This is a genomic window from Methylobacterium sp. UNCCL125, assembly GCF_900116795.1.
Lineage (GTDB): Bacteria > Pseudomonadota > Alphaproteobacteria > Rhizobiales > Beijerinckiaceae > Methylobacterium > Methylobacterium fujisawaense.
The window spans coordinates 59454-72341 of record NZ_FPBW01000016.1; the positions used below are offsets into that span (position 1 = coordinate 59454).

Here is a 12888-nt window from a genome sequence, read left to right on the forward strand (position 1 = left end):
TCGATCATCCGCGCCCTCATTGCCGAGACGCGCGAATGCCGAGAACGCGAATGATCCAGTATGCGAACACGGCCGATCCGAGCGCCAGCAGCAGCACGACGAGCGAGCCGTTCTCGTTGTCGGCCAAAGGCAGCCCTTTGGTGTTGATCCCGAAGAAGCCGGTGATGAGCGTCGGAGGTAGGAACAGCGCCGTGAGCACCGACAGCGTGTAGAGTTGGCGGTTAGACTGCTCGGCCACACGAGCCGAGAGCTCCTCCTGCAGGAGCCGACTCCGCTCGGCGTTCAGGGTCATGTCGCGGTCGAGAGCGTCGAGGCGCTGCGCGAGGCGTGCCGCCGCCGTGATGGCTTCGGGCGGCAGATCCTGGGCGGCCCCGTCGTCCTCCAGGCGGTGGAACACGGTCCGCAGACCGAGAAGCTGACGGTGGAGGCGCACCGCATCGCGCCGGACCGGGCCCAAGCGCTTGCAGTCGCCCCGGACGGGTTCGTCGAGCATATGGTCCTCAATGCCGTCGAGCTCGTCCGAAAGCCTCGCGCCGGACGTGGCGATGGCGGCTATGACGTAGCCGATCAACGTCTCCAACAAGAGCACCGGAGAAGTGATGCGCGCGCCGTCCGCCGCTGCCATTCGCGTCGCTTCCGGACTCTCCACAGGTCGGTGTCCCCCGCTGACGAGGGCGCGCGGACCCAACACGAAGTGCAAGCGACCGCTGACGTCGTCCTGTTCGTCGCCATCCGCGAGGCGGCCGAGGTCCGCCACGACCCCGCCGACATGGCTGCCTTCGATCGTGACGCGTTGGTGGTTGTCGGGTCCGAAGGCAGCGGCGGCCAATCCTTGCGGACCGAGACGACCCTCCCTCATGGGCGCGTCGAGGTTCGCCGCACCCAGGTCGAAGTGCAACCAGAGGAACCCTTCGCCGAAGGCACCGAGATCCGGGAAGTCGATGCCCGTCTCGACGATGTGCCCGCAGCCGCGCTCGTCGAATCGCATTGCCCAAAGCAGGGCGGCCGGCCGGTCTTGTCCTGGAACGATCGCGGCCGACGACGTGGACGACATCGTTCGTGTTCGGACCGCTGACGGCATGAGTGCACCTCCTGAAAGGCGGGGGCGGCGGCGGCTCCCTACGCCGCCTCGATCCGGCCGTGGATGACGAGGCCCGGCAGGTCTCCTCCGATGCCACAGGCGGCGAGGCCGGGGGCGCCGCACCCGTGCGCGCTGGGCAGCCCGTCGTGGCGGCGACAAACTTCGGCCGCCCCGGGCGGCTTCTCGCGACCGGCCGCGGGGCCCCCCGGGCGGTTCCGCTCGCCTTCGAAGCGGGCGATACGGTCTTGCCCATCGTGGATCGTCGATCGCACAACGCGTCGCAGGCCTACTTACGCCCGCCCGTCCGAGGCATGGGTTTCGATCCGACCGAGGACGATGCGCGGTTTGTTCGTGAGGTCTTCGCGCTTGTTAGGCGCGCACAGCGTCCGGCGGTACGTCGAGAGAGCGAGGAGGCGTGAACAAATCGCGGACACAGCGTCGGGTCGCGCACGGGAACCGACCCAGATGACGAGAGAACGGCACTTCAAGTACCGGTGAAGACGCTGCTTTTCCGTCAGGAATGTAGACCGCGCGCACTGCCGAGGGTTCGCCTGCTCCGGCGTCGGGTCAACCGGTACCGGTAGCCTAGTGCGAATCTCATCGGCACAGCGAAAAAATACGCGATTTGTTCGGTCACGTCGCTGGTGCGTTTGTATCCTTGCCCCAAAGAGTGAGGTCTTTCGCGCACGTGTGCTAACGACCCACCAACTGTCCTGGCCTGTACGATATGACGGGGCTGCTATCGTTTGAGCGGCGGGTAGCCGTTTACATAGATCCAATCGGTCGCTTGCGCCGGGACATGGCAACCCTGGCATTCCGATTTGTAATCCACGGTGGTTGTCTTCGCGGGATTTCCTGCGTCGAACCACGACCAGCCCCAACCGTCACCCCAAAGTTTGTCGCCTGAATGCGTGTCGCGACCGTCGCGTACCATCAAAAACCACCCCTTCAGCTTCTCGGCATGGCTTACCGTACCGGTCGTCATTGGCTCTGTCGCCGCTTCGTAAACTTCCTTCACGAGGATCGCACCGTCGGGAAAGTGTCCGTCCTTGCGATACGCGGCTACGGTGCCCGGCGACGCATAGACAGTATGGAGCTGTTCTGCTCCCTGCCCCTTCGGAGCTGCCACAGACCACGATCCTAGATATTGATATTTCGCTTGGTAATCGGCCGGAATATGGCTGAGTGGATTACCGTCGGCCGTTTTGTTTATGATCGCATCTTCCGCGCGCGTCGAAGCAATCCATCCTCCCAGGCCCGACGCAACTACAACGGAGATGGCGAGAAGTCCTAAGATTCGCATATTGTTTTCCTCAATACCCAAGCGACCGGATCACGATCGAAGGACGATTTAGAACGCGAAGTGATACAGGCCTCGACCTTACCTCGTGTTCAGCTTGCTATCTCATGCGGCGAGCGGGAACACGGACCTGAGGACTTCGGTCACGGCGATATTGGAAGAGCGCAAATGCACTGGGTGTTCGGTCGCCGACATGCCGGAGCCCCGGATTTGCTGTCAAATCCATGCTCTTCGATCTACCGAAGCGAACTTCAAAGATACGAAATCCCGATACTCGAGAGAAGGAAAGCAGGATGAATTGTAGGTAAGGACGTTTCTACCGGTTTGCACAATCGACCGACCCGAGGATCTGGCGTCGCGTTCGACTCGCGGAGCGACACCCGCATGCAGATCGTCGTTGAATCGATACGGGCCACTGCAGCGATTTCTTCTGAAGTCGCAGGCTCATCGACGCGACATCCGCCTATCCGCATTTCACCCTCCATAGGCAAATTTAAAACGCGGAATTCTGAAACCGGCGACGTAAGAGACGATGTATCGCTCCGGCGAGCGCGGAGTCCAATGCGTTCAGTCTATCGACATCATTCTTCGTAGTTATAGTTTTCACGCATGTGGCATGGTCCGAAAAATTCCGCTTCGTGATTGTGACGGCTCCAAGCTTATCGCGATGCGGAGTATCTAAGACACCGCAGCGCGAACCGCAGGAGCGGGCAAGAGCCGGTCCTGAGCGCCGTCAGGGCGAAGCTCGAACCTGTAGGACTGAGCGCAGAGTACGCAAACAAGCTAGAACAGGCCGGGAACGCGTACGAGGCTTTAGACGAGGACTTCAGGATGGTGGCTATCGCCAGCGCTCCATCCCCGTCCTGAAGGGCAAGGCCCTAAGCGCAGTCTGTTGATAGAGCCTCCTCGCCCCAGAAGGACGAGGATTCCTGCGGCTCACGCCGCAAGTTCCTGTTTCATTGGGGCCGCACTCCGGACTGAGCCCGGCGCGTCTAAACACCCCTCAACAGGCGATCGCCGGGCATCAGACCCGGCCCTGACCGCGTGCCCCGCGGCCAGGATGTTCTGTGACGCGTTCGCGTCGCGGTCGTGCGTGACGCCGCAGGCGTCGCACGTCCATGTCCGGACAGGGAGCGCCCGCTTCGGACCGACGGCGCCACAACACGAGCACGCGCGCGTGCTCGGGAAGAAGCGGTCGATCGCGACCAAGTCGCGTCCGTACCTCTGCCTCAACCGAGAGCGGGACATCTGGCTGCGGCCCGTCGAGCATCCCAACGGCAATATCGCCGATAGCTTCGGTGACGACCGCCGCTGCGTCGATCTGCTTCTCGCAGCCCTCAAGCGGGTAGGCGTCACGCCGAAGTTATTGCCGATGCGCGGCGGCACGGACGGGTCGGCACTCTCCGCACGCGGTTTGCCCACCCCGAATTTCTTCACCGGCGGCCGAGCTTCCACTCGCGCTACGAGTGCCTGCAGATCCTGGCCTTCGAGAAAGCCCACGCCGTGGCACGGGCGATCTGCAGGCTGGCCGCGCAGGACACGCGATCGTGACGAGGTTCGGTCGCGCTCCAAGCCGGCGTGGCAAGTTCGAGCCCGATGTTGTCATTTAGAGGGCTCGGAGGACACCTCCGAGGCACAAGGCGAGGGATCGACTGGATGGCTCGGCCCAAGCGTCAATGCGACGGGTCCATCGCTGCGCCAGGATTTCCCGGCCTGCGCTCCCGATTGTTGACGCCCTGACCCCGCAACTGCCCGAGACTCGCGACGGTCCTCCGGCGAATGTTCGGGCTGCGGTGTCTCCCAGGAACCCGCCTCGCTCCCATTCGGCTGTGGCGGAGAAATCAGGCTGGGTCATCGACCCCGAATGCCGAAGAACCGTAGCATGTCGCGTGGGGAACACGGCTCCCACGTCCGCCTCGAGAGGGCAGTCGGATTGGACGCGATCCCGTACATCGGATGCGGGACTTGTCCGAAGCCGCGATAGACAGGAGCCAGCCGGTCGAACTCGGACTTTTGGGTCCAAAAATTGGACTTTCGGAACTTGACCCTTGGCCTCCCACAGCAGACGATCGCTAAGCATCGCACAGTACAGCGGAGGGTGGCGGGAGGGCACCGAGTTGGAACTCCATCAGGTCCGCTACTTCCTCGCGTTGGCGCAGTCGCTCAACTTCACTCGTGCGGCGGAGCAGTGCAGCGTCACGCAACCTGCTTTGACGAAGGCGATCCAGAAGCTCGAACAGGAACTCGGTGGCGAGTTGCTCTACCGGGAGCGGCAGCTGACCCAGCTGACCGATCTGGGCAAGCTGCTGCTGCCGATGTTCGAGACGACACTCTCGGCGGCTGAGTCCATTCGGCTGCAGGCCGACGACTTCCGCCACAAGACGGTGGCCCCGCTCAAGATCGGGCTCGCGCCCTGCATTTCCGCGTCGCTGGTGGCGACGCCGCTCCTGCAGATCGCCGAGACCATGCCCGGTCTGCAGGTCGAGTTGGAGGTGGCGTCTCCCAAGCAGCTGATCGAGATGCTGCTGGAGGGGCACGTCAACGCCGCGATCTGCGCCGACGACGTCGAGAGCCTGCCGGACCGGATTGATTTCTGGCGCCTGTTCGAGGAGCGTTTTACGGTCCTCGTCGGGCGGCAGGGGCCTCTCTCTGGCGACGGCCCAATACCGGGCGAGGCGTTGACCGAGGCCGTCTGGCTGGAGCAGATCGGCTGCGAGACGGCGCGGCGGTTCTGGGCGGAGCGGCTGACCAGCCCCGATCGGCTCCGGGTGGGCCATCGCAGCCGGCATCTCGACCATCTGCAGCAGCTGGTCAAGGCCGGTCTCGGCGTGATGCTGGCGCCCGAGCACATGCCGTACATCTCGGACCTGACTAGGCGCGTGATCGGGGGGGACGAGTTTCGCCGGGAGATCCGCCTGCTGGTGATGTCGGGCCGCAGATACTTGCCCGCCCTCGGCGCGTTCGTCCGACTCGCGCGCACAAGAGACTGGCGCGCCGATTTCGATCCCGCGTTTCCAGACGAACGGGCCGCGACTCTGAGCCCCGGTCAGCCCATGCGTCACATGACCACCACCTCGAATAACTTCAGTCCTAAGCCGACGGTTTTGGATACTGATCCAGATGTGATAAAATGAACTCTATATCCGCTCGGATTGTATAATCCTCGTTGATGTATGCGGCTGTGATGACGCCGGACGGATCGATGACGTATGTGGCTGGGACAGGCAACATCCAAGTCTGTGTGCCGTGACGCTTCGGGAGGCTGATCCCGCGTTCGATTAGCCGAATTTGCGTCGACTGTGGTACGTAATACAGCACGCCGAAACTCAACGATAATCCATAGTCAAGATCGCAGAGAAGCGTCAAACTAAGTCTCTCTTGCTTCAGAAGTTGCCGTGGGTATTCGGCGATTTCGGGAGAGACCGCCACCACACTGGCTGCCCGCGCAACGAAATCTGGCAGGGCGTGATCCAATGCCTCAAGTTCCGACACGCAGAACTCACACCAAGACCCTCGATAGAAACTCAAGACAAGCGGGCCGTGCTTCAGAAGTTCATGCGCCGAGACGAATTTCCCGTATGCGTCTGGTAAGATAAAATTCGGAGCGCGATCGCCGACTTTCAACGCGTTGTCGATGATTCCCGCCTTCTTCGTCCACTGCAAAGACTCTTCATACAACTCAAGTTGTCGCCGTCCAAATAATCCGAGCTGGCCGGATCGAATTTCGCGAAGTGATTTCCTTTGCATTGACGTCTCGACCTGCGATCCCATGGCCAATCCTTCGTTAGCCGGCATTCTTCAGCTCACTTGGCGAAGATCATTCCCCTATCATAAGCAATTGAGAATCAAGTGATTTTGTCTATCGGAACCAACCATTCGTCAGGGCGATCCGGCGCGATACTCGACCTAAGAGTATTCGTGCGGGGTGGTTGGTTCACCGAGCGCATTCTCGATTCGACTCTTCGGCTTTGACGATGGGCATTGCGGAGGCATGTCGCTATAATTGTAGTCCATTCTCCACTTGTAGGAACGAGACAAAAAATGGTCCCGTCTTCAGTCGGTGAGAAATGACTTCTGGGAATGATTAGATGGCAGCGCCCACGGAGATACAGTCAAGCTTCAGAGCGTGTGGCGCGACAGTATGACTTCTTCTGTGATCCGACGACTCGTGGCGGTCGAGATCGGCAAACTCGCCTTTCTGCATCGTGCGCCGCCTCATCCCGCGCATGTCCCGTCATCGGAACGGGGCTATCGTGGCGTCTAATCCTTCATCCGTCCACCGTGGGCGACGCCGCGCCCAACACCTGCCGGTCGGCTCGCGGTATCACGCACTGCATGGCACTCGCTCAACTCGACTTTAGTGCAGCGCGATCGTGTCTCTACCTTCAGGGAGAGGATCTGGGGGTGCTGGTGGAGCCAGCTGGAAACCTCGAAATACGAACCTGACGGCGGCCTTGTGGAAGTCTGCGACAGTGACGTCCCCCATCGCTTTCGAGCCAGTGGCAGGTCGTGTCCCAGGCGGTGGTGTAGCTGAGGGGTGGTCATCGGCGGTTGCCGGGTAGGGTCGGGTTGCGACGACCAACCCCGAACCCGAGAGACCCCCGATGACCGACGAGATCATGGCCCTGCGCGGGCTGATGGAGAAGAGTGCCGACGCCGATCTGCTGCGCGAGATGATCGGTTTTGCAGCCGAGCGATTGATGGAGCTGGAGGTGGGCGGCCTGACCGGCGCGGCCCACGGCGAGAAGAGCGCCGGGCGACTGGTCCAGCGCAACGGCTACCGTGACCGAGACTGGCAGACGCGGGCCGGCACGGTCGAACTACGCATCCCGAAGCTGCGCAAGGGCTCGTACTTCCCCGGCTTCCTGGAGCCGCGCCGGATGGCCGAGAAAGCGCTGACGGCGGTGATCCAGGAGGCCTACATCCAGGGCATCTCGACCCGCTCCGTGGATGATCTGGTCCAAGCCATGGGCGGCACGGGCGTGTCGAAGAGCCAGGTCTCGCGCCTGTGCCAGGAGATCGACGAACGGGTCGGCGCGTTCCTCGACCGACCCATCGAAGGTGAGTGGCCGTATCTCTGGATCGACGCCACCTACGTGAAGGTCAGGAGCGAGGGCCGCATCATCTCGGTCGCCGTCATCGTGGCGGTGGGCGTGAACAACGACGGCCGGCGCGAGGTGTTGGGCATGGACGTCGGGCCCTCAGAAGCCGAGACGTTCTGGACCGCCTTCCTGCGCAAGCTCGCCCGGCGCGGTTTGCGAGGGGTCAAGCTGGTGATCTCGGATGCGCACGAGGGCATCAAGGCCTCGGTGGTCAAGGTGATGAACGCGACCTGGCAGCGTTGCCGGGTTCACTTCATGCGCAACGTGCTCGCCCATGCCGGCCGCAGCGGGCGGCGCGTCGTGTCGGCCTTCATCGCCACCGCCTTCGCCCAGGATGATGCCGAGGCGGCCCGTCAGCAATGGCGGCGGGTGGCCGACCAGCTCCGCCCCAAGGTGCCCAAGCTCGCCGCCCTGATGGACGCTGCCGAGCCCGACGTGCTGGCCTATATGGGCTTCCCAGCCGCCCACCGGGTCAAGCTGCACTCGACCAATCCGTTGGAGCGCCTGAACGGCGAGATCAAGCGCCGGACCGAGGTGGTCGGCATCTTCCCCAACGAGGCTGCCATCACCCGCCTCGTCGGCGCGATCCTGCTCGAACAGAATGACGAATGGGCCGTCCAGCGGTCGCGCTACATGACCCTGGAAAGCATCGCCCCGATCGGCGATGATCCCCTCGTCAGCCTGCCCACCCTGGCAGCCTGATCGTCCCGGCCCAAGCCGGTGATCGCAGTGGCCCTCATCGAGCTACACCACGCCCAGGGACACGACCCAGTGGTCGGCACCAAGTCGCCTTCTGCCAAGCCGAGTTTGTACTCGAGCTGGCACACGTTCGCGAACTGCCGGAACACTGCTTCCTGCTCTGGTAGGGGGATGAATTCGAATCTGTATCCGCCTGCAACGGTCACGATTTGTTCTGGCCACGGACCGGGAATCGCGTCAACTATTCAAGCTGCACAGCCGCGCAGCCTCCCCGGCCTGAAGACCAAGGCTTCAAGAGTTTCCAATGAAGGCTGAGAAGGCGACGCCTTCCGTCGGAAGAACGAAACGGGGAGCGGCGCCCAATTTCTCGTCTGAGGCCGAGCGATCGCAACGCCACCGAGCGGATGTTCGATCGCCCCCGGGACGTCTGATGTATCTTCACACGCCAAGACCATCCACCTACAAACGACTTTGCCCTCACCGTCTTGGCCTGATGGGGCGTCCGAAACTCCACCACGCGCTCGCGTGCCGCCTCCTGCCGGAGACGCGCGAGCACGAGCAGTTCCTCGATCGGCGCAGGCCCTGGTCGCGTGAATGGACGGCCGTAACTAGCAGAACGTCCGCACGGCGAGACTAGCCTTGAAGAACGACACTATCCCTGATTACGCGCTCCGCGCCATGTTCTTTCCATACCCGAGATGGCATATTGGCGCCCTTCCGGACTGGAGCTTGTCGCGTCACGATTTCAGCGAGGAGCTGTAGACGGAGGGTACCTTTGCAGTCCGCAGAACGAGAAGTGGCTCGGCGCCCCCTGCAGCGAAATATAGAGGGCCAAAGTCCGCGACAACTAAGGCAAAATCACGAGGTATATAAGCCTCTGGAATGATATTCATAAAATTCTACAACTTGCTTCCTCGTCCGGGATCGTCGTTGTTTATGTAGCTCCTCAGCCAAATACCCGGGGCCGGTGCGCTCCTCTGCGATGCCAGCGGAGGTTTCTTCATATTCGAAACGGAACGCTGTTTCGTTTCTATTAGGCGAGCACACACTTGACAGGAAGGATTGCAGCCGACGTGCCCAATAATTCGGCCTTTAACATCTCTCGGTCGGAGCTCGACAGCTTGATAGAAAATCTCACTGTCAATATTGTCCAACTGGCGGAGTGTCTTGTGAGTCCCGGCTGGAAATTAATCCTTCAAGGTCCCATCTCGCCAGGTATCCACTACAACCTTTCTGGCTTCGGACAGCTGATCACCAAAGACCAACGAAGGATCCAGCTTCGGCCGCATACTCTCGTTGTCTTGCCCGCTGGACATGCCTTACATCTGGAGGTACCCGGCGACTTCGGTTCCGATCAGGAAACCGGATCCGAGTATCTCACGAAGGAAGCTCAACTGCAGAGTTTTTCTCCGGCGGAACTGCGCAGGCATGTCGCCGGTGACGCGGAACCACGCCTGATGCTGATATGCGGTTATTTCAGAGCCACCTACGGCGTCACCATCGACCCCTTCGCCTCATTGTCCTCGCCTATCGTAGAACAATTCGATGCCACAGCTCAGTTGGATCGCCAGCTCCGATCGGCCCTGGACGAGTTGATAGCACAAGAAGTTGGCGCGGGCGCGATGACGACAGCGCTGATGAAGCAGGTTTTAGTGACAGTCATACGCAGATCTTTAAGATCGAAAGAGGTTTGGGCGGAGCGTTTTTGTCTATTAAGCGACCCGCACGTTGCTCGCGCATTTGCGGAGATGGCGGCGCGACCGGGCGGCGCCCATAGCGTTACCAGCTTGGCGCACTTGGCAGGGCTGAGTCGTTCGGCTTTCATGGCGAGATTCAAGCTTTTATTCGGGATGCCGCCCATGACGGCGCTCCGCGACTTACGTATGCGCCATGCGGCGATGCTGCTCGCCGGGAACAAAATCTCGGTGGATCAAGCGGCGCACGAGGTTGGCTATACCAGTCGAAGCAGCTTCCTACGCGCTTTCCGGAGGGTCATCGGCTACGATCCGTCGAGACACGGGATCGTGGATCCACCTGGTGGAGACGAGCCGGTATGCGGTTGCTGAAGCGGATCTGGACCCCAGTATCCATCGCCCGATTATGGCGTACGAGGCAAGCGCAAGGGGTTTGCGGATTGGCGGGGAGTGCTCGCGAGCGCCTTGGCCGCCGATGGCTCGATCGGCGGTGTCTCGACGGCGCCGACGGTGGAGCCGCCGACGGACCGACGTCACGGTTTCGCTGACACGTCCGAGGAACTTCGCTGCGATCCGACAATCGGCGCCGCACTGAATGTCCTTCAGTCGATAAGTTCGGACCGCAGAGACGGAATCGTCGACAGGAGGCGCCCTTTCGCTTTCGTCGCAACCGCGCCTTCGGCGTCCAGTGCGCCGGAAAGGCAGTTCACATGGATGTACGGCATCTCGATTTCTCCAGGATGTTCGGGGCGCGACGTCCTCGACACTGGGCGACGACGCGGGAGCCTAAAGGGCGTCTAACAGGACGGGCACAGATCGGTCGGGCGAGGGTTGATTGTCATAGCCCGTCCGCTTCTACCCGATGAACTTCGGACAGAGATCGCGCCGCTTCTGCCGCCACCGCGCCCACGTCCGAAAGGCGGGGGGCGTCCGATTGAGAACCGCGCTGCGCTGACTGGCATTCTGTTCGTGCTGCGCTCCGGCGTTCCGTGGGAGATGCTGCCAGCCGAGATGGGCTGCGGCTGCGGGATGAGTTACTGGCGGGGCCTGCGCTACTGACAGGCGGCTTGTCTGTGGGCCCGCCTGCACGCGGCGGGCGAAATCGATTGAAGCCGAGCGAGCTTGAACAGCGCATCTGTCCCGGCCATCAAAGGGGCTCTGCCACCGGCCCGAACCTGACGGACCAGGGCAAGGCGGGCCAGACGCGCTATCTCGTCACCAACGCGCGCTGTACGCCGCTGCTTCCACCTGAGCGGGGCCAACCGGCACGACAGCATCATAATGGCTCCCACCCTCGATGACATCCCACCCTTGCGCAACGGTCGGTGGGGGCGGCCGCGATACCGGTCGGACAAACTGCACGCCGGCAAAGCCTACGATGCTCGACCGCGCCGGCACGAATGCAGGACACGCGGGATCGTGTCGCGCATCGCCCGGCGTGGCATAGACAGCAGCGAACAGATGGGCCGTCACCGGTGGGTGGTTGAGCGCACGCACGCTTGGTTCAACCGCTTCCGCCGCCAGCCTGTCTGCTACGAACGACGTGCCGACATCAACGAGGCCTTCACCAGCCTCGCTGCCAGCCTCATCACCTTCAATGGAATCAAACGATTCTGTTAGGCGCTTCAAGGCAGTTTCGAGCTTAGGGCAGCGCTGACAGGATATCGTTTCGATGCCCCGCCGGCATGTCATCCGGCACCGTTTCGGACTCGACGGTGCGATCGGGACGGAGCGGGAAGCGTCGGTTCGGGTTTCTCAGACGATTGCCTCTATGCTGATGCCGAGCTTCTCAGGTCCCCGCAACGCGGCTCCAGGCCGGTAAGGCGGGGGATCATAGGCCAGTTGTGGTTTGATCAAACGGCGACAGAGCGTTACGAGCGCAATTTCGACTTCGATGCGAGCCAGTGGCGCGCCGATACAGTAATGAAGGCCGCCGCCGAAGCCGAAATGCTGATTGTCCTCTCGATCGGGATCGAACTTATGCGGCTCGGCGAAGCGAGCGGGGTCGCGATTTGCTGCAGCGAAGAGCAGAACGACAGGAGCACCTTGCGGGATAGTTTCGCCGCCAATTTCAATGTCGCCCAACGCTCTCCGGGTACGGAAATGCACGGGTGGCTCGAAGCGAAGAAGCTCCTCAATTAGGCGCGGCGCAAGCTCAGGATCTTGCTTTAAACGCGCCAGTTGCTCCGGATGGCGAAGCAACGTGAGCATTCCGTTGGTGATCAGGTTCACTGTCGTCTCGTGCCCTGCAACGAGCAATAATGCCGCTGTCGAGATCAAATCGAAATCACTCATTCGGCGGCTGCCCGCCCGATCTGACGTGGCTAAGCCGCTTAGCATATCGTCCTGGGGGCAACGTCGTTTCTCGCGGATCAGATCTCGCATATACGACGAAATGGCCTCGAAGTTTTCGATGTTCGCGCGGCGAGTGGCATCGTCTCGGCGCGCATCAGGCTCAAGGGCGGACGAGAGCTGCGTCGCCCACCTTTGGAAAGTCGGCTCGTCCGCTTCGGGAACGCCAAGGAGGTCACAGATGACGGCGACTGGGAGAGGATAGGACAGATCCTCGACAAGGCAGACGCTTGATCGCCCATGACAACAGTCGATCAACCTGTTGACCAGCTTTTCGACTCGGCGGTGCACGGCTCGTACCCGGGGTACGCTGAACTGATCCATGACGAAGCCGCGCAGGACGTCATGATCAGGCGGGTCCCTGAAGATGAGCGGGCGGTGCCCGTTCGTAATGTGATCCTTGATGGGATTGATAATCCAATCCCTGAACAAGCCTCCGGTTCGCGGTCGATGCACCGGAGGAAGATCTTCGGAGCTGAGGCGGGGATCGAAAATCAGTCTGCGGATCGTGGCGTGTGTACTTACGACGTATCTACCATCGCGTTGTCTCGCGACCGGCCGCAGGCGCGCTCGGTCGTAGAGCGGGTACGGATCGGCACGGTTTGCCGGATCCAGGATTTCCTCGAACAGCGTGTCCTCTGTCATTGCCTGCCTCGTTGG

General features: G+C 61.7%; 8 protein-coding genes and 1 pseudogene. 4 read left to right on the forward strand and 5 right to left on the reverse strand.

The window, feature by feature from the left end:
* Positions 1–16: 16 nt before the first annotated feature.
* Together BM396_RS17365 and BM396_RS17375 are read right to left on the reverse strand one after the other, a co-directional pair.
* On the reverse strand, positions 17–1054 hold the full coding sequence (locus BM396_RS17365; protein ID WP_043381413.1) for a transporter: 1038 nt from the start codon (positions 1052–1054) through the stop codon (positions 17–19).
* 766 nt (positions 1055–1820) lie between these two features.
* Positions 1821–2405 (reverse strand): cytochrome P460 family protein, encoded by a 585-nt coding sequence (locus tag BM396_RS17375; RefSeq protein WP_244538897.1) that lies wholly within the window; start codon positions 2403–2405, stop codon positions 1821–1823.
* 2093 nt (positions 2406–4498) lie between these two features.
* On the opposite strand from BM396_RS17375, the gene BM396_RS17390 reads away from it, so the two are divergent.
* Positions 4499–5515: a LysR family transcriptional regulator gene (locus BM396_RS17390; protein ID WP_081948640.1), complete on the forward strand. Its 1017-nt coding sequence runs from the start codon at positions 4499–4501 to the stop codon at positions 5513–5515.
* Here the strand turns inward: BM396_RS17390 and BM396_RS17395 are convergent.
* Entirely contained in the window at positions 5472–6152 is a 681-nt protein-coding gene (locus BM396_RS17395; protein ID WP_158713274.1) for a peroxiredoxin-like family protein, read from the reverse strand. The two genes, BM396_RS17390 and BM396_RS17395, sit on opposite strands and share 44 nt — an antisense overlap.
* Positions 6153–6985: 833 nt before the next feature.
* Between BM396_RS17395 and BM396_RS17400 the strand changes: the two genes are divergently transcribed.
* Complete coding sequence (locus BM396_RS17400) at positions 6986–8185, forward strand: IS256 family transposase (protein ID WP_043381408.1); 1200 nt, start codon at positions 6986–6988, stop codon at positions 8183–8185.
* A 1070-nt stretch (positions 8186–9255) separates the two neighbouring features.
* The gene (locus BM396_RS17405) at positions 9256–10248 is read left to right on the forward strand and encodes a helix-turn-helix domain-containing protein (RefSeq protein ID WP_081948625.1); all 993 of its coding nucleotides are present in this window, start codon (positions 9256–9258) and stop codon (positions 10246–10248) included.
* 230 nt (positions 10249–10478) lie between these two features.
* Here BM396_RS17405 and BM396_RS33685 read toward each other — a convergent pair whose 3' ends face one another.
* Positions 10479–10601 carry a hypothetical protein gene (locus BM396_RS33685; protein ID WP_280142402.1) on the reverse strand — a complete coding sequence of 41 codons (123 nt, stop codon included), beginning with the start codon at positions 10599–10601 and terminating at the stop codon, positions 10479–10481.
* Between the two features lie 115 nt (positions 10602–10716).
* Here BM396_RS33685 and BM396_RS17410 point away from each other — a divergent pair.
* A pseudogene (locus BM396_RS17410) lies at positions 10717–11496 on the forward strand (IS5 family transposase).
* A gap of 135 nt (positions 11497–11631) precedes the next feature.
* Here BM396_RS17410 and BM396_RS17415 read toward each other — a convergent pair.
* Complete coding sequence (locus BM396_RS17415) at positions 11632–12873, reverse strand: cytochrome P450 (protein ID WP_081948624.1); 1242 nt, start codon at positions 12871–12873, stop codon at positions 11632–11634.
* Positions 12874–12888: the final 15 nt, after the last annotated feature.